Genomic DNA, 22,646 nt, shown 5'->3' on the forward strand with positions numbered 1-22,646 from the left:
TAAAAGCTGACACTTCGATCAGCTCTCGCCATTTAGCAACTGCGCTTTTCCCCTGCCCTTGAATTTGATTGAGCCGAACCACGCCCGAATGATTTTCGGCGGGTGTTTCGGGCTCGGCATACCGATTTCAATTCGCTCTACGACGAGGAAAACAACAATGTCTCAAACCACCGACCGTCTCTGGGGTGCCCGCTTCAAGAGCGGCCCGTCCGAAGCCCTGGCGGCCCTGTCCCGTTGCCCTGAGCGCTACTTTCGCCTCACCCCGTATGACCTCGCCGGTTCCAAGGCGCATGCCCGGGAATTGCAGCGCGCAGGGCTGTTGAGCGAGCAGGAAACCCAGACCATGCTCGACGCCCTGGAGCGTATCGGTGATGACTTCCGTGCCGGCAGCATCGCGCCGACGCTGGACGACGAAGACGTCCACACCTTCATCGAGCGCCTGCTGACCGAACGCCTCGGCGCACTGGGCGGCAAGCTGCGCGCCGGCCGTTCACGCAACGACCAGACCGCCAATGACCTGCGGCTGTTCCTGCGCGATCACGTCCGCACCCTGGCTGTCGAAGTGCTGGCGTTGCAACAAGCGCTGGTGGATCAGGCCGAGCAACACATCGAGAGCATCTGCCCGGGCTTCACTCACTTGCAACAGGCGCAGCCGATCGTCTTCGCTCACCACTTGCTGGCTCATGCCCAATCGATGCTGCGCGATGTGCAGCGCTTGGTGGATTGGGACGTGCGCACCTCGCTGTCGCCACTCGGCGCGGCGGCCATGGCCGGTTCCGCCATCGCTCGCCTGCCACAGCAGTCGGCCAAGGAAATGGGCTACAGCGGCGTGTGCGAAAACTCCATCGACGCCGTGGCCAGCCGCGATCACGTTGCCGAATTCCTGTTTATCGCCAGCATGCTGGGGATCAACATCTCCCGCCTCGCCGAAGAATTCTGTCTGTGGTCGTCACGGCAATTTCGCTGGGTCGCACTGGACGATGCCTACGCCACCGGCAGTTCGATCATGCCGCAGAAGAAAAATCCGGACATCGCTGAACTGGCCCGGGGCAAAGCTGGTCGCCTGATCGGCAACCTGACTGGTTTGTTGTCGACGCTCAAATCCCTGCCGCTGTCGTACAACCGCGACTTGAGTGAAGACAAGAACGGCGTGCTCGACAGCGTCGACACCCTGCTGCTGGTGTTGCCAGCCATGGCCGGAATGGTCGCGACCATGAAGGTCAATGTCGAAGAGCTGCGCCGTCAGGCACCGCTGGGCTTCACCCTCGCTACCGAAGTGGCCGACTGGCTGGCGGTGCGCGGTGTGCCGTTCAAGGAAGCTCACGAGATCACCGGCGCATTGGTCCAGGCCTGCGAGAAACACGACATCGAATTGTGGGAAGCGTCCCCGGCGCTATTGGCCGAGATCGATCCACGCCTCAAGCCTGAAGTGCGCGACAGCCTGACCCTCGAAGCCGCCATCGCCGCCCGCAGCGGCTGGGGCGGCACCGCGCCGCAACAAGTGCGCGAGCAGATCGGTCGACTGAAAACCGCCCTCGCAGCGCAGCAGCAATGGACCGAGAACTATCAGGGTTTTCGTCTCTGAAACAACGCCACCAAACCTGTGGGAGCGGGCTTGCCCGCGATAGCGAAGTGTCAGCCAACATTGATGTTGAATGTAATGCCGCCATCGCGGGCTTGCCCGCTCCCACAGGGATTGTGTTGGAAATGAAAGACAACACGCGCCGTCTTGATTGAGCGCGGCGTACGGAGAAACAACATGAGCCAGACTCAGGCAGAACGACTCCAGGCGGAGCGAAAACTGGCGGAAAACCAGTTCGATATCACCCAGTACCAGCATGTGCCACGGCGTTATTACGGGCGGATTTTCTTCGCCACGGTGATCGTGATTGCGATTGTCGGCCTGGTGCGGGCCTTCGCCGAAGGCAAGATCGAATGGTCGTACATCGGCCAGTTCCTGACCTCACAGGCCATTATGTGGGGCCTGCTCAACACCATCGTCATGGCGGTGCTGGCGATGGCGCTGGGCATCGTCTTCGGGGTGATCACGGCGATCATGCGCATGTCGGCCAACCCGATCCTGCGCTATGTGGCGCTGACGTACACCTGGCTGTTCCGCGGTACGCCGCTGATTCTGCAGCTGCTGCTGTGGTTCAACCTGGCGCTGATTTTCCCCACCATCGGCATCCCCGGTTTGTTCGAAATGGACACCGTGAGCCTGATGACGCCCTTCGCGGCCGCCCTCCTCGGCTTGAGCATCAACCAGGGCGCCTACACCGCCGAAGTGGTGCGCGCCGGTCTGCTCTCGGTCGACACCGGGCAGTACGAAGCCGCCAAGTCGATCGGCATGCCGCGCTTGCAAGCCTTGCGCCGGATCATCCTGCCCCAGGCCATGCGGATCATCATTCCGCCGGTGGGCAACGAGTTCATCGGCATGGTGAAGATGACCTCCCTGGCGAGCGTCATTCAGTACTCGGAACTGCTCTACAACGCCCAGAACATCTACTACGCCAACGCCCGCGTGATGGAGCTGCTGATCGTCGCCGGTATCTGGTACCTGGCCACCGTCACCGTCCTGTCCTTTGGTCAAAGCCGACTGGAGCGTCGTTTCGCTCGCGGCGCCGGCAAGCGTTCTTGAGGAGTTCAACATGAGAAGCATCGTCAAGGCCGTGAGCCTGAATAAGTACTACGACCATTTCCACGCGCTCAAGGACATCAACCTCGAGGTCGAGCAAGGCGAAGTGCTGTGCATCATCGGCCCGTCCGGCTCCGGCAAAAGCACCCTGCTGCGCTGCGTGAACCAGCTGGAAAAAATCGACAAGGGCGGCCTGTGGGTCGACGGCGAATTGGTGGGTTACCGCATCGCCGGCAACAAACTGCACGAACTCAACGAGTCGCAGATCGCCCGTCAGCGACTGGCCACCGGCATGGTGTTCCAACGCTTCAACCTGTTCCCGCACATGACTGTGCTGCAAAACATCATCGAAGGGCCGTGCCAGGTGCTCAAGCGTTCGCCCAAGGAAGCGCACGAAGAAGCCTTGGAATTGCTCGCTCGCGTCGGCTTGGCCGACAAGCGCAACAGCTACCCGATCGAGCTGTCGGGCGGCCAGCAACAACGGGTGGCGATTGCCCGCGCGCTGGCCATGCGGCCCAAGCTGATGCTGTTCGATGAACCCACTTCGGCACTCGACCCGGAACTGGTCGGTGAGGTGCTGTCGGTGATGCGCGATCTGGCGCAGACCGGCATGACCATGATCGTCGTCACCCATGAACTGGGCTTCGCTCGCGAGGTTTCCAACCGCATGGTGTTCATGGACGAAGGACAGATCGTGGAGGCTGGAAGCCCCGAAGAAATACTAATAAGTCCGCAAAACCCACGCACCCAAAGCTTCATTTCTGCCGTTCGAACCTAAGCGCCAGCCTCGGAAACCAAGAGCTGCGTAACAACACTCATAAGAGAACGACCATGAAGAACTTCGTTATTCCAGCAGTAATCGCAGGCGTTATGGCTTCCAGTTTCACTTGGGCCGCCGAGCTACCGGCCAGCATCAAGGAAAAAGGCGAGGTCGTTGTGGCAATCATGCCGAACTACCCGCCGATGGATTTCAAGGACCCGGCCACCAACACCCTCACCGGCCTCGACGTTGACTTGGGCAACGCCTTGGCCGAACGTCTGGGCGTGAAGATCAAATGGCAGGAAACCGGCTTCGAGCAAATGATCAACGCGCTGACCACCGACCGCGTCGACATGGTGATGTCGGGCATGACCGACACCGCCGAACGTCAGGCCAGCGTGACCTTCGTCGACTACTTCACCAGTGGTCCGCAGTTCTACACCTTGCAGAAAAACAAGGACACCAACGAAATCATCGACCTGTGTGGCAAGAAAGTCGGTACCAGCCGACGTACGACCTTCCCGGCGGAAATCGCCGAGTGGAGCAAGGCCAACTGCGAAGCCGCCGGCAAGCCTGCGATCAACGTGATCGGCACCGAAGGCTCGGCCGACGCCCGTGCGCAACTGCGTCAAAGCCGTATCGACGCGGCCATGCAGGGCAGCGAAACCCTGCCGTACCTCAAGACCCAGGAAAAGGACATGTACAAAACCGTAGGCCTGCCGATTTCCAAGCAGTTCACCGGGCTGGGCGTGAGCAAGAAAAAGCCTGAGCTGAGTGAAGCGGTGAAAGTCGCGTTGCAGAGCATGGTTGATGACGGCAGCTACCAGACCATCCTGAAAAAATGGGACCTGGAACTGGGCGCGATCAAGACCGTGACCATCAACGCCGGGAAATAATGGATCGGTGTGATGCCTTTGTGGGAGCAGCCTGCTCGCGATAGCGATCTGTCAGGCGACATAGATGTTGAATGTGCCGGCCCCATCGCGAGCAGGCTCGCTCCCACACTAAATCTGGATCGATCACAGTTTTGTGGCCAACCGAAAAACCTGTGGGAGCGGGCTTGCCCGCGAAGGCGGTCTGTCAGATGACATCGATGTTGAATGTGCCGGCCCCATCGCGAGCAGGCTCGCTCCCACACTAAATCTGGGTCGATCACAATTTTGTGGCCAACCGAAAAACCCGTGGGAGCGGGCTTGCCCGCGATGGCGGTCTGTCAGATGACATCGATGTTGAATGTACCGGCCTCATCGCGAGCAAGCCCGCTCCCACAGGGTTCAGCGTTTACCTATAAATAGTTGGAGCACCACATGTCCTCCTCACCCCAACCCACCTGGCCGGACCAACACACAGCCTGTCTCGCCCTGGCCTTCGACCTCGATGGCCCGACCGGCGATGCCATGCTCAACGGTTCGATCTGGCGCAAGCCGGAGTATTTCGGTTTCGGTGGTTATGGCCCCTATCGGGCGCTACCGCGGATTCTCGATTTGCTGGATGAGTTCCGGATCCCGACCACGTTCTTCGTCCCGGCCTGGGTCGTGGAGAACTGGCCGAAACAGTGCCAGGCGATTGTCGAGCGCGGGCATGAGGTGGCCTACCACGGCTACAAACACGAATCCTTTTACGCCCTGACGCTGGATCAGCAGAAGGACGTGATGCACAAATCCCGTGAGGTGTTCTGGAAGCACCTACACATCCGCGCCGAAGGTTTTCGCACGCCATCCGGCGACTGGCGAGCCGAGACGCCGGCCATGCTGGTGGAAGCCGGCGTGACCTATTCCAGCAGCATGCGCGGCGATGACCGGCCGTATCTGGTCAACGTGCCGGGCTTTTATACGCCGCTGGTGGAGATCCCCGGTCGCTGGGAAATGGATGACTACGCCTCCCTCGCCTACACCCGCGCGCCGGACTTCCCCTCGGGCCTGGACCGCACGGCGAGCTATGAACTGACCCTCGACAACTGGTGCCGCGAGTTCGACGGCGCCATGGATGAAGGGTTGTGCCTGACCACCCTGTTCCACCCCAAGATCACCGGCAAACCGGGGCGCATCCTGCTCCTGGAAAAACTCTTCGAACACATGCGCCAGCGCGACGACGTCTGGTTCGCCACCTGCCGCGACGTCGCCCACTGGTGGCTGAAGGAGCATCACCATGGCTGATTCCACTGTCTGGCCCAACGGCTACCGCTGCGCCGTGGTGCTGACCGTCGATTACAACGACATCCACGGCATCCTCACCCAGGCCCCGGAAGTCGCCGGGCGCGACAAGACCTTGTCTGTGTGGCGCTACGGCACTCAGCGCGGTGTCGAACGTTTGCTCGGGTTGTTCGAAGCCCTGGGCGTTTCCAGCAGTTGGTGCATTCCCGGCATCGTCGCCGAGGAAAACCCGCAGCACATCCGAGCGATCCAGGCTGGCGGGCATGAGATTGCCTGCGCCGGGTATCGCCATCAGAACTACGACAATTTGACGCTGGCTGAGCAAAGTGCCGAGGTCGCCAAGGGTTGCGCGGCATTGAGCGCGCTGACCGGTCAGCATCCGACAGGCTTTCGCATCCCCGCCGGCAACGGTGCGCCGGGCTTCATCGAGGCGTTAAGAGAGCATGGCATCCGCTGGGACTCGTCATGGCGCGGCGATGATTTGCCCTTCGCTCACCCGACCGCGCCCGAAGTGATCGAGTTGCCGTTGCACTACGAACTGGAAGACGAACCCTACTTCGCCTTCAACCTCAGCCCGGCGGTGCCTCCCGCGCAATCGCGCATCGCCTCCTACAGCCATACCTTGGGCAACCTGCAAATGGACTTCGCCGGGTTTCACCGATTCGGGTTGTGTTACGTGCTGCGGCTGCACCCGGAAATCATCGCCACGCCCGGGCGGATCGGCGTGTTGCGCGAATTGCTGCAAAGCATTCAACAGCATGACGACGTGTGGATCGCCACCGGTGCCGAGGTCGCTCAGTGGTGGGCCGAATCGGCAGCACCCATGACCGAGGATCATCCGGCGGCCGTGTACGAACGTCATTACCGGGATTACGGCGTATGAAAGATCATGAGATCGCAGCCTTCAGTAGCGCCTACGATGGGGTCATGCGCATGGAGCGGTTGGCGCAGTTCTGCGTCGATACTCGCTTCGAAGATTTACCACCCGCATTGGTGGTGCAAGCCAGGCGGCACATCCTCGACACCTTCGGCGTAACCCTGGCCGGGGCTGGCAGCGATGTGGCGAAGCAGGCACGTCAGGTTTTCGAGGGTGAAGCTGGCAGCACGTTGGTCTGGGGCACCGGTCAGCGAGTCGGCGCAGCGCAGGCCGCCATGCTCAACGGTATCGCCGCGCATGCCCTGGAGCTGGACGACACCGGCGGCTGCGACCACTCCGGCGCGGTAGTGCTGCCGGCGGTGATGGCTGCGCTATCAATGTCGCAGCTATCGGTTTCTGAAGCGTCAGTGGACGGCCGCGAACTGATTACTGCAGTGGTGATCGGCTACGAAATCGGCCGTCGGGTACTCGAAGCCTGCGGCAGTTATTCGGCCCACAACGGCGCCGGTTGGCACTCCACCGCGACGTGCGGGGTGTTTGGTGCGGCAGCGGCCAGTGCGCGAATTCTGGGTCTGGATGCACAACAAACCCTGGCAGCTCTGGGCATCGCCGGCAGCTTCAGCGGCGGACTTTGGGCTTTCATTCATGACGGCTCGCAAAGCAAAAAACTCCACAGCGGTCGGGCCGCCGAAGGTGGATTGCTGGCGGCGCGGTTTGCTCAACAAGGCATCACCGGGCCGACAAAATTGTTCGATGATGTCTGGGGCGGTTTTCTCAAGACCCTCGCGGCGGATACCGCCGTGCCTGAGGCGTTGGATGCCGAACTGGGCCAGGTATGGAAACTCGCCCGCTGCTCGATCAAACCCTACGCGGCATGCCGAGGGACGCATTCGGCGATCGATGCTTTGGGCCTGTTGCTGGATCAATTGCAGGTCGGCGTGGAGCAGGTCGAGAGCGTTCAGGTTTCGTTGTGCGGATTTCTTCAGGACATGTGCGGCGGTCAGGACATCAACACCCTGCCGGCGGCGCAGATGAGCCTGCGTTATGCCCTCGCGGCTCGATTGGTCCATGGTCATTGTCGGTTGGAAGCCTACGACGATGAACAACGCCATCACCCGAGGATTGCTCACTGGATGTCGCGCATTCGCCTTGAAGTCGACCCGCTACTGTCGGAGGATGGCGAGCCTGTGATCAGCCTGCAGACCGTGGATGGTCGGCAAGCGAGCCTGTGTGTTGAGGTGCCGTTGGGGGCGCCGGGGAATCCGTTGAGTGATGAGGCGCTGGAGGAGAAGTTTTTCAGCCTGGCGGGGCGGGTTATGCCACGGCAGCGGGCGGAAGGATTGATTGAGCAGTTGTGGCGGCTGGAAGAACTGGAGTCGGTTCGGGTGCTTGATCGGTGGCTGACTTGAGTATGCGTTGTTTGTGCGGGCCTCTTCGCGGGCAAGCCCGCTCCCACAGGGATCACCTAAATCCTGTGGGAGCGGGCTTGCCCGCGATTGGCAGCAGCTCGGTATCGCGTCGATACCATAGAATCTGAATAAGGACATTTGCCCCACCGTGGCCACTTACTCCCTCGTCATTCGCCGCTTGATGATCGTTTCGCTGACCATCGTTGTCAGCCGCGCCATTACCAGCCCGTTGCTCACCCTGTTTCTGAGCAACAAACTCGGCCTCAACCAACAGGACGTCGGCCTGCTGCTGGGCATCGCGGTGTTCATCGCCACCCTGCTCGCGCTTTACGGCGGTTACATCATCGACCGCCTCGAAAAGCGTCGGCTGCTGATCCTCGCCATGCTCTCCAGCGCCATCGGTTTCGTGCTGCTGACCTTCGCCGAAAACCTCTACCTGACCACCGCCACCCTGGTGATCACCGAAACCGCCTCGGCGCTGTTCCTGATCGGGTCCAAGGCGATCCTCAGCGAGAACCTGCCTATGGGCCAGCGCGCCAAGGCTTTTTCACTGCGCTACACCCTGACCAACATTGGCTACGCCACCGGCCCCATGCTCGGTGTGGTGATCGCCGGGGTGCAGCCAACAGCGCCATTCCTGATTGCCGGCGGCATCGCATTCTTCAGTATTTTCCTGATGAGCGGGATTCCCAAAGACCCGGCCCAGACGCCCGCCATCGGCCAGCCCCAGAGTTTCCTCAAAACCCTGATCACCCTGAAGAACGACCGCACACTGATCATGTTCACTTGCGGCTGCTTGCTCAGCACCGTAGTGCACGGTCGTTTCACCCTGTACCTGTCGCAATACTTGCTGGTCACCCAAGACACCAAACGGGCCCTGGAAACCATGGCTGCCCTGCTCGCCTGCAACGCCATCAGCGTGATCCTGCTGCAATATCAGATCGGACGGTTCCTCAAACGCGAACAACTGCGCTACTGGATTGCTGGCGGCACCAGCCTGTTCATCCTCGGGTTGATCGGTTTCAGCCTGGCTGACAGCCTGGTGAGCTGGTGCGTGGCGATGTTTATTTTCACCCTCGGCGAAATGATCATTTACCCGGCCGAATTCCTCTTCGTCGACACCCTGGCCCCGGAAGAACTTCGCGGCAGCTACTACGGCGCGCAGAACCTCGCGGCCCTCGGCGGTGCGCTGAGCCCGGTAATCTGTGGCTATCTGCTGATGCACACGCCTGCCCCCACCATGTTCTATGCTCTGAGCGCGTTGACGGCGATGGGCGGTTTTCTCTGCTTCATGAGCGGTCGGCGCGTGACAATACTGCAGAAATAATGCACTGAAGCTGCATTAATATGAATTTGTCAGCATCAGGAATGATCGGCACACTGTGCGGCGTTCCTCCCCCAATAGTTGGAACTACTTCAAGGGCTTTCTGGGTATCCCAGCTAAGCCTTTTTTTTTGCCTCGATTTTTTACGGATTGTTTGCCTCATGTTTGCTCGCTGGTTACCTGCCGCCATCAATACCCGTCCTTCAGAATGGAGCCGCGCCGCTATTGGCATGTCGCTCGGCACGATGTTCAGCGTCTGGCTCTGCAGTCAGGTATTCGGCATGCAAGTGGCGCAGCACCTGATCGGCCCGCTGGGTGCATCCGCAGTATTGCTGTTTGCCGTGTCCTCAGGCGCCCTCGCCCAGCCCTGGTCGATTCTTGGCGGCTACTTGAGTGCCGGGGTGGTCTCGCTGCTGGTCGCTCACGTACTCGGACGCACCCTCGGCAGCGCCTGCCTGGCGGCGGGCATGGCGCTGATTCTGATGTGCTGGCTGCGTTGCCTGCACCCACCGGCCGGAGCGCTGGCGTTGCTGCTGGTGTTGGCGGATCCGGCGACCATTGCCCTGGACTGGAAAGCCCTCGGCCCGGTGATGCTCAGTGGCTCGACGATGCTGCTCAGCGCACTGGCGTACAACAACCTGACGCGCATTCGTTACCCAAAACGTCCCGCTGAACCGGCACCGATGATGCCCGTCCCCGACAGTCAGGCGATCACTGCTGCGGATCTGAAACTGGCCCTCGCCGACATGGAGGCCTTCTACGACGTCACCCCCGAAGACCTCGAACAACTGATCCATGCCAGTGAGCTGCATGCCAAGCGGCGTAGCATCGGTGAAGTGCTGAGCAGCAGAACCTGAGTTTATCAACGGCAGCAGCAGGTTTTGTGGCGAGGGAGCTTGCTCCCGCTTGAGTGCGCAGCACTCACAAAATCTGCGCTCGTATGAAGAATTTTGGGACTGCTTCGCAGCCCAGCGGGAGCAAGCTCCCTCGCCACAGCAAGCCCCCTCGCCACAAGTTCGAGGTTGATTCAAAACAGTGTCAGGCTGCCAAAGGTTGCGATCCTTGGAAGTTACCCTAAGGTAAAAATGCAAACAGCACCTGCACGTATCCCGGTTGTACATCACAAATTTGCACTGATACGATCCAGCATCGCTCGCGCGCGAGCTTCTCTATAAAGAACAATAAAAGCAGGGAGTTAGTGATGACTGCTCAGGTTTCATCCCCGACAACACAGCCCATGGATGCCACGCAAAACGAAGTGTTGGCCGAGGTTCGCAATCACATCGGTCACCTGACCCTCAATCGCCCCGCCGGCCTCAACGCCATTACCCTGGACATGGTTCGCAGCCTGCAACAGCAGTTCGATGCCTGGGCACAGGATCCGCAGGTGCATGCGGTGGTGTTGCGCGGCGCTGGTGAGAAAGCGTTCTGTGCCGGCGGCGATATTCGTTCGTTGTACGACAGTTTCAAAAGCGGCGACACCCTGCACGAAGACTTCTTCGTCGAGGAATACGCCCTTGACCTCGCCATCCATCACTATCGCAAACCGGTCCTGGCCTTGATGGACGGCTTTGTGCTGGGCGGTGGCATGGGGCTGGTGCAAGGCGCCGATTTGCGGGTGGTCACCGAGCGCAGCCGTCTGGCGATGCCGGAAGTGGCCATCGGTTATTTCCCGGACGTCGGCGGCAGCCACTTCCTGCCGCGCATTCCCGGTGAGCTGGGCGTTTATCTCGGCGTCACTGGCGTGCAGATTCGTGCCGCCGATGCGCTCTATTGCGGCCTGGCCGACTGGTATCTGGAAAGCGCCAGCCTGGGCACGCTGGACGAACAACTCGATCACCTCGAATGGCACGACACGCCGCTCAAGGACCTGCAAGGCATGCTGGCGAAACTCGCCGTGCAACAACTGCCGGCTCCACCATTAGCGGCGTTGCGGCCGGCTATCGATCACTTCTTCGCCCTGCCCGATGTGCCGAGTATGGTGGAACAACTGCGTGAAGTGACCGTCGCCGACAGTCATGAGTGGGCCACGGCCACCGCCGACCTGCTGGAAAGCCGTTCACCGCTGGCCATGGGCGTGACCCTGGAAATGCTGCGGCGCGGTCGGCACCTGAGCCTGGAACAGTGCTTCGCCCTCGAACTGCACCTGGATCGCCAGTGGTTCGAACGCGGCGACCTGATCGAAGGCGTGCGCGCCTTGCTGATCGACAAAGACAAGAACCCGCGCTGGAACCCGCCGACTCTGCAGGCGCTGGACGCTGAGCACGTGGCGAGTTTTTTCACCGGGTTCGAGCAGAGTGGGAGCTGAGTCATGCACGATATCGAATTGAGCGAAGAGCAAGTGATGATCCGCGACATGGCCCGGGATTTTGCCCGCGGCGAAATCGCGCCCCATGCACAAGCCTGGGAAAAGGCCGGCTGGATCGATGACGGTCTGGTGGCGAAGATGGGTGAACTGGGTCTGCTGGGGATGGTGGTGCCCGAGGAATGGGGCGGTACCTATGTCGACTACGTCGCCTATGCGCTGGCGGTGGAAGAGATTTCCGCCGGTGACGGCGCCACCGGAGCGCTGATGAGCATCCACAACTCCGTGGGCTGCGGACCGGTGCTCAACTACGGCACTGAAGAACAGAAACAGCAATGGTTGCCGGACCTCGCCAGCGGCCAGGCCATCGGTTGCTTTTGCCTCACCGAACCCCAGGCCGGTTCCGAAGCGCATAACCTGCGCACCCGCGCCGAACTGCGCGACGGCCAGTGGGTGATCAACGGCGCCAAGCAATTCGTCAGCAACGGCAAACGGGCGAAGCTGGCGATTGTGTTCGCCGTGACCGACCCGGAGCTGGGCAAGCGCGGCATCTCGGCGTTCCTGGTGCCGACCGAAACCGCGGGTTTCATCGTCGACCGCAGTGAACACAAGATGGGTATCCGTGCTTCCGATACCTGCGCCGTTACCCTGAACAATTGCACCGTTCCCGAGGCCAATCTGCTGGGCGAACGCGGTAAAGGCCTGGCCATCGCCCTCTCCAACCTCGAAGGCGGCCGCATCGGCATCGCAGCGCAAGCCTTGGGCATCGCCCGGGCAGCGTTCGAAGCAGCGCTGGCTTACGCGCGGGATCGGGTGCAGTTCGACAAACCGATCATCGAGCACCAAAGCATCGCCAACATGCTGGCCGACATGCACACCCGTTTGAACGCCGCGCGCCTGCTGATCCTGCATGCCGCAAGGTTGCGCAGTGCTGGCAAGCCGTGTCTGTCGGAGGCCTCACAGGCCAAGCTGTTTGCCTCGGAGATGGCCGAGAAGGTTTGCTCGTCGGCGATACAGATTCATGGCGGGTATGGGTATCTGGAAGATTACCCGGTGGAGCGCTACTACCGGGATGCGCGGATCACGCAGATTTATGAAGGGTCGAGCGAGATACAGCGGATGGTGATTGCCCGGGAGTTGAAAAATTATCTGGTGTGACCTTTAAAAGCATCGCGGGCAAGCCCGCTCCCACAATGGTTTCCGGCGTTCACAAATTTTGTATACGCTCGAGAAACCTGTGGGAGCGGGCTTGCCCGCGATGACGTCCGCGAGGACGCCGCATTACTTGCCGACGAACTCCGCCTCCCGCTTGGCAATAAACGCCGCCATCCCTTCCTTCTGATCCTGCGTGGCAAACGCCGCATGGAACACCCGACGCTCAAAGCGCACACCTTCCGACAGGCTGACTTCAAACGCGCGGTTGACGCTTTCCTTGATCATCATCGCAATCGGAAGCGACTTCTTGGCAATCAGCGCCGCGACTTTCAGCGCCTCTTCCAATAACTCATCCGCGGGCACGATGCGCGCAACAATGCCGCAACGCTCCGCTTCCACCGCATCGATCAATCGCCCGCTCAGGCACATTTCCATGGCCTTGGCCTTGCCCACGGCGCGGGTCAGGCGCTGGGTGCCGCCCATGCCTGGCAACACACCGAGGTTGATTTCCGGCTGACCGAATTTGGCGTTGTCGCCCGCCAGAATGAAGTCGCACATCAACGCCAGTTCACAACCACCGCCCAAGGCGAAACCGTTGACCGCGGCGATGATCGGCTTGCGGCGGTTGGCCACGCGATCGCTGTCGCTGAACAGGTCATCGAGGTAGATCTGCGGATACGTCAGTTCGGCCATTTCCTTGATGTCGGCACCGGCGGCGAAGGCTTTTTTCGAGCCGGTCAGCACGATGCAACCGATGTTCGAGTCGGCTTCCAGACCATCGAGGGCGTGGTTCAATTCGCTGACAATTTGCGCATTCAACGCGTTCAAGGCTTGCGGACGGTTGAGGGTAATCAGGCCGACGCGGCCGTGGGTTTCCAGCAAAATCGTTTCGTAGTTCATAGGTGGATTCCTTCTCAAAGATTGCGCGAAATGACCATGCGCTGAATGTCGCTGGTGCCTTCGTAGATCTGGCACACCCGCACGTCGCGGTAGATCCGCTCCAGCGGGAAGTCGTTCAGGTAACCGTAACCGCCAAGGGTTTGCAACGCCGAGGAGCAGACCTTCTCGGCCATTTCCGAAGCGAACAGCTTGGCCATGGACGCTTCCACCAGCGCCGGTTTACCGCTGTCGCGCAACGCCGCTGCGTAATGCACCATCTGCCGGGCGACGGCGATCTGGGTTGCCATGTCTGCCAAGCGAAACGCTACCGCCTGATGTTCAATAATCGGCTTGCCGAAGCTCTCGCGTTCACGAGCATAGTCGCGGGCCGCTTCGAACGCGGCGCGGGCCATGCCCACCGATTGCGAGGCGATGCCGACACGGCCGCCTTCGAGGTTGGCCAAGGCGATCTTGTAGCCTTCACCCTCCTCGCCCAGTCGATTGGCCACCGGGACTTTCACATCCTCGAAGAGGATCTGGCAGGTGTCGGAGGCGTGCTGACCAAGTTTGTCTTCGACCCGCGCGACTTTATAGCCCGGCGAATCGGTGGGCACGATCAACGCCGTGATCCCACGCTTGCCGGCACTCGGGTCGGTCACCGCAAAGACAATCACCACCCCGGCGTTTTGCCCGGAAGTGATGAACTGCTTGCAACCGTTGAGCACGTAGTGATCGCCATCGAGCCGGGCGCGGGTTTTCAGGCTGCTCGCGTCGGAGCCGGCTTGCGGTTCGGTCAGGGCAAACGCACCGAGCATCGCACCGCTGGCCAGTGGTTTGAGGAAGCGCTCTTTCTGGTCGTCGTTGCCGAACTTGAGGATCGGTACGCAACCCACCGAGTTGTGCACGCTCATGATGGTCGAGCAGGCGCCGTCGCCGGCAGCAATTTCTTCCAGGGCCATGGCGTAGGCCAGGTAACCGGTATCGCAACCGCCCCACTGCTCCGGCACCAGCATGCCGAAGAAACCCAGCTCGGCCATCTCGCTGATGGCTTCCTTGGGGAAGCGATGTTCGCGGTCCCATTCGGCGGCGAACGGTTTCAGCCGTTCCTGGGCAAACTGCCGGGCCGCGTCGCTGATCTGAAGTTGTTCGTCATTGGGAATCATGCCAAGTCCTTAAAAATTCGCCTTCGTACAAAATGCCTGTCAGTTGAAACACAGGACCTGTGGGAGCGGGCTTGCCCGCGATGGCGGTTTTCCAGACGCCAACGATGTCGTCTGACAGATCGCTATCGCGGGCAAGCCCGCTCCCACAGGGATTGGTGTCAGCCTCAGTACAGGCATTCCACAGCCATGGCCGTGGCTTCGCCGCCGCCGATGCAGATCGCTGCAACGCCGCGTTTCAGGCCTTTCTGGCGCAAGGCCGAGAGCAAGGTCACAAGGATCCGCGCGCCAGATGCACCAATCGGGTGACCCAAAGCGCAGGCACCACCGTGGACGTTGATCTTCTCGTGAGGGATTTCCAGTTTGGTCATGGTCACCAGACTCACCACTGCAAAGGCTTCGTTGACTTCAAACAACTCGACTTCATCCAGGGACCAGCCGGTTTTCTTCATCAGCTTCTTGATCGCGCCCACCGGTGCTACCGGGAACAGCCCCGGGGTGTCGGCAAATGCAGCGTGACCATGAATCACCGCCAGCGGTTTCAGGCCTTGTTTCTCTGCTTCGGAACGGCGCATCAGCACCAATGCCGCAGCGCCATCGGAGATCGAACTGGAGTTCGCCGCGGTCACAGTGCCGCCATCGCGGAAAGCCGGTTTCAGCGAGGCGATCTTGTCCAGTTTGGCTTTCGGCGGCTGTTCGTCGTGGCTGATCAGCACCTGCTCTTTGCCGACGGTCACGGTGAGCGGCACGATCTCGGCGTTGAAACTGCCGTCCTTGATCGCCTGTTGCGCGCGGGTGGTCGAAGCAATGGCAAACGCGTCTTGAGCTTCGCGGGTAAAACCGTTGGTTTCAGCGCAATCCTCGGCGAAGGTGCCCATCAGGCGGCCCTTGTCGTAGGCGTCTTCAAGACCGTCGAGGAACATGTGATCGAGTACCCGGCCATGGCCCATGCGGTAACCGCTGCGGGCGCGGTCCAGCAGGAATGGCGCGTTGGACATGCTTTCCATGCCCCCGGAGACCACGACATCGGCACTGCCGGCGATCAGCATGTCGTGGGCCAGGATTGTGGCTTCCATGCCCGAGCCGCACATCTTGTTCAGTGTCGTGCAACGGGTCGATTTATCCAGCCCGGCGCCCAGTGCCGCTTGCCGCGCCGGGGCCTGGCCGAGGCCGGCGGAGAGCACGCAGCCGAACAGCACTTCTTCTACGGATTCAGGGGCGACACCGGCGCGCTCAACGGCAGCACGAATCGCTGCGGCGCCCAGCTGCGGTGCGGTCAGGCTTTTCAGTTCGCCCTGAAAACCGCCCATCGGGGTGCGGACGGCGCTGACAATAACAATCGGATCGTTGGAAAGTGTCATGTCTAATCCTCCTTATTTGGCGGCCATGCGCAAAGCACCGTCGAGACGGATCACCTCGCCGTTGAGCATGCTGTTTTCTATGATATGCCTGACCAGCGCGGCGTACTCGCTTGGCTTGCCAAGGCGCGGCGGGAACGGCACGCCAGCGGCCAAGGATTCGCGCACTTCCGGAGTCATGCCGGCCATCATCGGCGTTTCGAAAATGCCCGGGGCGATGGTCATCACGCGGATGCCGAAGCGCGCCAGTTCACGGGCGGCGGGCAAGGTCAGGCTGACGATCGCGCCTTTCGACGCCGAATACGCCGCTTGGCCGATCTGGCCGTCGAAGGCTGCGGCCGAAGCGGTGTTGACGATCACGCCACGCTCACCGCCTTCGTCGGCTTCGGTTTCGGCAATCGCCGCCGCAGCCAGGCGCAGCATGTTGAAGCTGCCGATCAGGTTGACGTTGATCACCTGGCTGAAACTGTCCAGTGCATGAGGGCCGTTCTTGCCGAGGATCTTCTCGCCACGAACGATGCCGGCGCAATTGACCAGGCCATTGAGGCCGCCAAACGCTTTGACCGTCGCCTGCACCGCCGCTTGCGCAGCTGCTTCGTTGCTGATGTCGGCCACCACGCTTTGCGCGCCAAGACGTGCAGCCTGAGCCGCGACGGCTTCGGCGTTCATGTCCACCAACATCACCTTGGCGCCAGCAACCACCAGCATTTCAGCGGTGGCGGCACCGAGGCCGGACGCACCGCCGGTGACGAGAAAAACCTTGTTTTCGATCTGCATCATTGTTTCCTTGGATTCAAGCTGAAACGTTCTTCGCGGTGGCCTCTTGAGCCTTGGCGATTTCCTGGTTGCGCAAGATAAAGCGCTGCAATTTGCCGCTTGGGGTTTTCGGCAATTCGCTGACAAATTCAATTTCACGAGGGTACGCGTGCGCCGCCAGACGCTTGCGCACGTGTTGGCGCAGCTCTTCAGCGAGCGCCGGTTCGGCGCGGTATTGCGGGCTGAGCACGACGAAGGCTTTCACCAGTTCGGTGCGCTCGGGGTCGGGCTTGCCGATTACGGCGGCTTCGACCACTGCCGGGTGTTCGATCAGCGCGCTTTCCACGTCGAACGGGCCGACGCGATAACCGGAGGTAGTGATCACGTCGTCGCTGCGGCCGACGAAGCTGATGCTGCCGTCCGGGTTCCACTCGACGGTGTCGCCGCTCAGGTAATAGTTGCCGACGAAGGCCTTGGTCGGTGCGCCTTCGTAACCACCGAACCAGCACATCGGCGACTGGGTACGGTCGATGGCCAGAATGCCGGGCTGGCCGACGCCCAGCTCTTTGTATTCATCGTCGAGCACTACGATGCGGTGGCCCGGCGAGGCGAAACCGGCAGCTCCGACGTGCACCGGATGATCGAGGCCGTGGTGGTTGCACAGGACCATGCCCAGTTCGGTCTGGCCGTAATGGTCGTGGATCACCACGCCGAGGTTATCAGCGAACCAACGGATCACTTCCGGGTTCAGCGGCTCGCCGGCGCTGCTGACGATGCGCAGCTTGCCCTTGATCGAACGGGCGAATTCGTCGCCACCGGCAATCAGCAAACGGTAGGCAGTTGGTGAACCGGTGAGGTTGGTGATCCCGTATTTGTTGATCACCCGGCAGGTGCTTTCGAGGGTGAACGGGCCATCGTAAAAGGTGATCGGATGCCCCATCGCCATCGGCCCGGTGACGCCGAAATAGATGCCATAGGCCCAGCCCGGATCGGCGACGTTCCAGAACGCGTCTTCAGGGCGCAGGTCTACGGCATCACGGGTGTAACTCTGGAACGCGACAATTGCCTTGAGCGGCACCGACAGCGCTTTCGACGGGCCGGTGGTGCCCGAGGTGAACATCAGCAGGAACGGGTCTTCGCCAGTCAGCAATACCGGTTCGCACTCGGAAGAATAATTGGCCAGTTCGGCCCAGAAACTGAAATCGCCACGCACGATGCCCTGGCCCTTGGGACCGCCAACGGTGACGATGGTCGGGCAGTCGGCCACTTCAGCAAGTTTCGGGCGATTGACCGCGTCGGTTACTACGACTGCGGCGCCGGAGCTGTTGAGGCGATGTTCGATGGCTTTCGGGCCGAATGCCGTAAAGAGCGGCTGATAGACCGCGCCGATGCGCCAGGTGGCGAACACGGTGATCAGTAATTCAATGTTGCGTGGCAAGAGGCCGGCGACTTTATCGCCCTTCTTCACGCCCTGGGCCAGCAGGAAATTGGCAAACCGCGCGGCCTTATCCTGCAAGTCGCTGAAGGTGTAGGTCGCGCTGGCACCGTCGCGGCCTTCCCAGAACAGCGCGATGCGCCCCGGCAAGGCATGCCGGTCGCAACACTCGACGCAGGCATTGAGCGCGCTCAACGACCCTGTGAGCGCGGCATCGACGGTGTGCTGATAATTGAACTGTGACGTGGCAGACAAGTAATCGCGCATTGCCAGAATCCCTGTGTATTTTTATTAGGTTGGGGGAACCGTAAATAACAGGGAAATACTCGCTCTGCGCGAGGCGCGGGACAATGGTCAAAGCTATCAAGTTGTGTGACTGGTTTGGCCAAGGGCCGAAGGATGCGGCGCCCGGATGACTGCCATCGCGGGCAAGCCCGCTCCCACAGCGATATGCGGTGACCATAAGTGTCGTACACGCCGCAAAACCTGTGGGAGCGGGCTTGCCCGCGATGGCGCCGGATCAGGCACCACACAATCCGGATCAGCTGGCCTCGTTAAGAATCAAACTCCGATAATGCCCCGGATTAGACCCCGACCACTTGCGAAACGCCTTGTAGAACGAACTCGCATCGGCAAACCCCAAACGGGTGGCGATTTCGGCAAAGCTGATGGCAGGCTCGGCCAGCCAGACGATGGCCAACTCCTTGCGCACACTGTCCTTGAGCCCCTGATACGTCTGGCCCTCTTCAGCCAGGCGGCGGCGCAGGGTCGAGGCCGACATGTACAGTTGCTGCGCCAGCGCCTCGGTTTCCGGCCAATGTTCGGCAGGCAGTTGCCGCAAATCGTGCTTGATCCGGCTGGCCAGGCTTTCGGGATCGCGGTATTTGACCAGAATGTTCGCCGGCGCATGGGCCAAAAATCGCTTGAGTTCTTCAGGGCTGCGCTTGATCGGCAAATCCAGGCAGTCAGCGGAGAAGATCATCCGCGTGCGCGGCCGGTCGAACCGCAGGTTCTCGGAGAACATCACCCGATAGTCATCACAAAAATCCGGCGCTGGGCAGCGCAGTTCGATGGCCAGGATCGGAATCCGCCGCCCCGCCAGCCAGCAGGCCACGCCGTGCACAATCATCCAGTAAGTGAAATAGGTGAAGGCACGGCGCGGGTCTTCTTCGTCCTCCAGCAGGACGATTTCCGCCAGGCTTTGCTGGCGAACCAGTTGCGCGGGCATGCGCTCCAGCATCAACGACAGAAAGCTCAGCCCCGAGGTCAGCCCGGCGGCCAGGCTCGGCTGAACCATCGAGCAACGACACAGAAACTCCAGGCTACCGGACTTGAGCTTGCGCGGGTCCATGCCAAAAAACTCATCGTCCCCACGCCGGGCCAGCAAGCGCCACAGCCTTGCATAAGCAGTGGCCGGAACACGGGCGTCGGTGGTTTCCAGCAACACCGGATCGATGCCGACCTTGTTCAACACCTCTTCGGTGGCAGCGCCCGGGGCGCAACTTTGCAACAGCGCTTCACGCACCAGTTGAATGGAAATGGTGTCTTTTTCCGACATTGACCGGGGCGAGCCTTGTTATTTGAGTGCAGGCATCTTAGCGTAGAACCCTGTGGGAGCGAGCCTGCTCGCGATGGCATTTGGGCAGGCACCACACCTGCCCCGCCGTGCTAATCCCTCACAAAATCCGATACAACAACCGCTCGATCCGTACCCGACTCACGCGCTTGAGAAACTTGGCCACTCCCGCCGGATAATCCGGCAGCGTTTCCAGATCCTGATACCGCTCAATACGACTGGTGTGCTGGAAAATCTCCGCCAGCTCATTGCCACGCGGCTCCAGCAATTCACCTTTCGGATCATCGATCAGCAACGCGTTTTCCAAATCGAGACGGAACGCTCGAGGATTGAGGTTGTTGCCGGTCAGCAAGGTGTAGCGCTGATCGATCCACATGCCCTTGAGGTGATAGGTGTTGTCACCATCCTTCCACAAATGCAGGTTCAGCTTGCCACTGTCGATGCTGCGCTGATGGCGCTTGGCGAAGCGTCGCAGGCTGATTTCGTAAAGGTATGGCAGCGCCGCGATCACCTTGAACGGCTCGCTCGGCGGAATGTAGAAGTCGTTGGCGGTTTTGTCGCCGACGATGATGTCGATCTTCACGCCCCGCGCCAGCGCCCGATTGATTTCCCGGGTCACTGCCAGCGGCAGGTTGAAGTACGGCGTGCAGATCGTCAGCTGATGCTGGGCGCTGGCGATCAGCTCGCAGATCACCCGACTCAACGGGTTGTTCTTGCCCACACCGAGCAAGGGGCTGACCGATAAACCGTCCTTCGCCGTGCTGCCCGCCGTGGTGTCGTACGCCGCGTGCTTGAGACGGCTGCGCAGGTCGCCGATGTCGTTGCGCAGGCTGCGGGTGGTCGGCAGGTTCGGCAGGTCGAGGCGATGCACCGCTTTGGAGGCGATCAGACCGTGCTGAATCAGGTGCTGCATCGAGTCGGCCAGCGCATGATTCTGCAGCAGGTGATAACGGTCGAAGCGGTACTTGTCGAATTTGTGCAGGTAAACGTTGTTCAGGCTCGCGCCGCTATAGAGCACGCAATCGTCGATCACGAAGCCCTTCAAATGCAGCACGCCGAACAGCTCGCGGGTCTGCACCGGCACGCCGTACACCGGCACCACGCTTTCGTGGGTGCGGGTCATTTCCTGATACCAGGCCGAGTTGCCCGGCTGCTTACCGGCACCGATCAAACCGCGCTGGGCGCGCAACCAGTCCACGACCACCACCACATCCAGTTCCGGACGCGCCAGTTTGGCCGCGTGCAAGGCATCGAGAATTTCCTGGCCGGCTTCGTCCTGTTGCAGGTACAGCGCGACGATATAGATGCGCTGGGTTGCCTGGGCGATTTGTTCCAGCAGGCAACGACGGAACTCGGCGGCGCCGGAGAGGATGGTGACGGCATCGGCGGTCAGCGGAAAACTGCGCAGTTTAGGCAGCAGAGAGCGTTTGAAAAGCGACGGCATAGGGCTCGCAAAAGGGTCGAATCCGAAGAACCCGAGAGCTTACACCATGGATTGCCTTGGGTCTTGTTAGTGTCTGTAAAGACCCTATCGCGAGCAGGCTCGCTCCCACATTTGAAATGCATTCCCCTGTGGGAGCGAGGCTGCTCGCGATAGCAATCTCACGGGCGCCAAAAATAACTTCTTGACCAAGGAGAACGATCATTCTACTGTTGGCCGCATGAACGAAATCACTAGCAACGACACACGCGACATCATTCTGGATGTCACCGAAAAGTTGATCTACAAAAGTGGCATCGCTGCCACCGGCATGGATCTTCTGGTGAAAACCGCCGGCGTTTCCAGAAAAAGTATTTACCGCTACTTCGCCAACAAGGAGGAGCTCACCGTCGCGGCCCTGCAGCGCCGCGATGTGCGCTGGATGAATTGGTATCGAAGCGAAGTCGGCAAGGCACAAACCCCGGCCGACCGGCTGCTCAACCTGTTTACCGTGCTCAAGGCCTGGTTCGCCTCCGAAGGCTTTCGCGGCTGCGCATTCATCAACACCAGCGGCGAAACCGGCGATGCGCAAGACCCGGTTCGCCTGGTCGCCAAAGACCACAAACAGAAGCTGCTCGACTACGTGTGCGAGCTCTGTACCGAACATGGCGCACAAGACCCGGAGACGCTGGCCAAACAGCTGCTGATCCTGATCGACGGTGCCATTACCGTAGCGCTTGTGATGGGTGATCACAGTGCCGCCGATAATGCGCAATGCATGGCGCGAAAGTTATTGGACCTGTAACACTTTTAATAAGCCCGACAACTTGCTTGAACGTTAATTTGATAGGGAGACTTAATATGTCTACTGCCGAAGTTCGTCCGCCATTGCCGCCGTTTACCCGTGAATCGGCCATCGAAAAAGTTCGCCTGGCCGAAGACGGCTGGAACTCCCGCGACCCGGAACGGGTGTCCCTGGCCTACACCCTGGACACCCAGTGGCGTAACCGCGCCGAGTTCGCCCACAACCGCGAAGAAGCCAAAGCTTTCCTGACCCGCAAATGGGCCAAGGAACTGGACTACCGACTGATCAAGGAACTCTGGGCCCATGGCGACAACCGTATCGCCGTGCGTTATGCCTACGAATGGCATGACGACTCGGGGAACTGGTTCCGTTCCTACGGCAACGAGAATTGGGAGTTCGACGAGAACGGCTTGATGTTCAACCGTTACGCCTGCATCAACGACATGCCGATCAAGGAAGGCGACCGCAAGTTCCACTGGCCGCTGGGCCGCCGGCCGGATGATCACCCGGGCTTGTCGGACTTGGGCCTGTAACTTCACCGGGATCCCCTGTGGGAGCGGGCTTGGCCGCGATGGCGATGTCACGGACAACTTATTTGTTGAATGTGAAACCGTCATCGCGGGCAAGCCCGGCTCCCAC

At 60.6% G+C, this 22,646-nt stretch carries 20 protein-coding genes; 13 read left to right on the forward strand and 7 right to left on the reverse strand.

Going from position 1 to position 22,646, the window contains the following annotated elements; translation table 11 throughout:
• Positions 1–157 precede the first annotated feature (157 nt).
• The 11 genes from argH to KGB18_RS11735 all read left to right on the forward strand — a co-directional run bounded on the left by argH (position 158) and on the right by KGB18_RS11735 (position 12,621).
• Complete coding sequence (gene argH / locus KGB18_RS11685) at positions 158–1,585, forward strand: argininosuccinate lyase (RefSeq protein ID WP_223484255.1); 1,428 nt, start codon at positions 158–160, stop codon at positions 1,583–1,585.
• 174 nt (positions 1,586–1,759) lie between these two features.
• Complete coding sequence (locus KGB18_RS11690) at positions 1,760–2,638, forward strand: amino acid ABC transporter permease (protein ID WP_063343603.1); 879 nt, start codon at positions 1,760–1,762, stop codon at positions 2,636–2,638.
• 10 nt (positions 2,639–2,648) lie between these two features.
• Positions 2,649–3,413 (forward strand): amino acid ABC transporter ATP-binding protein, encoded by a 765-nt coding sequence (locus tag KGB18_RS11695; RefSeq protein WP_123722684.1) that lies wholly within the window; start codon positions 2,649–2,651, stop codon positions 3,411–3,413.
• Between the two features lie 53 nt (positions 3,414–3,466).
• Positions 3,467–4,291: an ABC transporter substrate-binding protein gene (locus tag KGB18_RS11700; RefSeq protein WP_123722683.1), complete on the forward strand. Its 825-nt coding sequence runs from the start codon at positions 3,467–3,469 to the stop codon at positions 4,289–4,291.
• A gap of 411 nt (positions 4,292–4,702) precedes the next feature.
• Positions 4,703–5,551 carry a polysaccharide deacetylase family protein gene (locus KGB18_RS11705; RefSeq protein ID WP_223569944.1) on the forward strand — a complete coding sequence of 283 codons (849 nt, stop codon included), beginning with the start codon at positions 4,703–4,705 and terminating at the stop codon, positions 5,549–5,551.
• Positions 5,544–6,431, forward strand: a complete 888-nt coding sequence (locus KGB18_RS11710) for a polysaccharide deacetylase family protein (protein ID WP_223569945.1) — start codon at positions 5,544–5,546, stop codon at positions 6,429–6,431. Before KGB18_RS11705 ends, KGB18_RS11710 begins: the two co-directional genes overlap by 8 nt.
• Positions 6,428–7,834: an MmgE/PrpD family protein gene (locus tag KGB18_RS11715; RefSeq protein WP_223569946.1), complete on the forward strand. Its 1,407-nt coding sequence runs from the start codon at positions 6,428–6,430 to the stop codon at positions 7,832–7,834. The genes KGB18_RS11710 and KGB18_RS11715 overlap by 4 nt, the downstream gene beginning before the upstream one ends.
• Positions 7,835–7,982: 148 nt before the next feature.
• Positions 7,983–9,161, forward strand: coding sequence for an MFS transporter (locus KGB18_RS11720; RefSeq protein ID WP_223569947.1), 1,179 nt, complete (start codon positions 7,983–7,985; stop codon positions 9,159–9,161).
• A gap of 158 nt (positions 9,162–9,319) precedes the next feature.
• On the forward strand, positions 9,320–10,015 hold the full coding sequence (locus KGB18_RS11725; RefSeq protein ID WP_123722678.1) for an HPP family protein: 696 nt from the start codon (positions 9,320–9,322) through the stop codon (positions 10,013–10,015).
• Between the two features lie 344 nt (positions 10,016–10,359).
• Positions 10,360–11,466 (forward strand): enoyl-CoA hydratase/isomerase family protein, encoded by a 1,107-nt coding sequence (locus KGB18_RS11730; protein WP_223569948.1) that lies wholly within the window; start codon positions 10,360–10,362, stop codon positions 11,464–11,466.
• A 3-nt stretch (positions 11,467–11,469) separates the two neighbouring features.
• Entirely contained in the window at positions 11,470–12,621 is a 1,152-nt protein-coding gene (locus KGB18_RS11735; protein WP_008072412.1) for an acyl-CoA dehydrogenase family protein, read from the forward strand.
• Positions 12,622–12,744: 123 nt separating this feature from the next.
• On the opposite strand, the gene KGB18_RS11740 is transcribed toward KGB18_RS11735, so the two are convergent.
• The 7 genes from KGB18_RS11740 to pssA form a co-directional block, all read right to left on the reverse strand.
• Positions 12,745–13,518 (reverse strand): enoyl-CoA hydratase, encoded by a 774-nt coding sequence (locus KGB18_RS11740; RefSeq protein WP_052966350.1) that lies wholly within the window; start codon positions 13,516–13,518, stop codon positions 12,745–12,747.
• A 14-nt stretch (positions 13,519–13,532) separates the two neighbouring features.
• Positions 13,533–14,660 carry an acyl-CoA dehydrogenase gene (locus tag KGB18_RS11745; protein WP_223569949.1) on the reverse strand — a complete coding sequence of 376 codons (1,128 nt, stop codon included), beginning with the start codon at positions 14,658–14,660 and terminating at the stop codon, positions 13,533–13,535.
• Positions 14,661–14,824: 164 nt separating this feature from the next.
• The gene (locus tag KGB18_RS11750) at positions 14,825–16,018 is read right to left on the reverse strand and encodes an acetyl-CoA C-acyltransferase (RefSeq protein WP_123722675.1); all 1,194 of its coding nucleotides are present in this window, start codon (positions 16,016–16,018) and stop codon (positions 14,825–14,827) included.
• Between the two features lie 12 nt (positions 16,019–16,030).
• A complete protein-coding gene (locus tag KGB18_RS11755; RefSeq protein WP_123722674.1) occupies positions 16,031–16,792 on the reverse strand; it encodes an SDR family NAD(P)-dependent oxidoreductase in 762 nt (253 codons plus the stop codon).
• Between the two features lie 16 nt (positions 16,793–16,808).
• Positions 16,809–18,473, reverse strand: a complete 1,665-nt coding sequence (locus tag KGB18_RS11760) for an AMP-binding protein (protein ID WP_050683241.1) — start codon at positions 18,471–18,473, stop codon at positions 16,809–16,811.
• 274 nt (positions 18,474–18,747) lie between these two features.
• The gene (locus KGB18_RS11765) at positions 18,748–19,764 is read right to left on the reverse strand and encodes an AraC family transcriptional regulator (RefSeq protein WP_223569950.1); all 1,017 of its coding nucleotides are present in this window, start codon (positions 19,762–19,764) and stop codon (positions 18,748–18,750) included.
• 118 nt (positions 19,765–19,882) lie between these two features.
• Positions 19,883–21,226 (reverse strand): CDP-diacylglycerol--serine O-phosphatidyltransferase, encoded by a 1,344-nt coding sequence (gene pssA, locus KGB18_RS11770; RefSeq protein ID WP_223569951.1) that lies wholly within the window; start codon positions 21,224–21,226, stop codon positions 19,883–19,885.
• 217 nt (positions 21,227–21,443) lie between these two features.
• Between pssA and KGB18_RS11775 the strand changes: the two genes are divergently transcribed.
• Both KGB18_RS11775 and KGB18_RS11780 read left to right on the forward strand, forming a co-directional pair.
• Positions 21,444–22,007, forward strand: a complete 564-nt coding sequence (locus tag KGB18_RS11775; protein ID WP_123722670.1) for a TetR/AcrR family transcriptional regulator — start codon at positions 21,444–21,446, stop codon at positions 22,005–22,007.
• A 56-nt stretch (positions 22,008–22,063) separates the two neighbouring features.
• Complete coding sequence (locus KGB18_RS11780; protein ID WP_123722669.1) at positions 22,064–22,540, forward strand: DUF1348 family protein; 477 nt, start codon at positions 22,064–22,066, stop codon at positions 22,538–22,540.
• The last annotated feature ends 106 nt before the right edge of the window (positions 22,541–22,646 follow it).

The organism is Pseudomonas sp. BF-R-26, from assembly GCF_019947395.1.
In the GTDB taxonomy this organism is placed as follows: domain Bacteria; phylum Pseudomonadota; class Gammaproteobacteria; order Pseudomonadales; family Pseudomonadaceae; genus Aquipseudomonas; species Aquipseudomonas farris.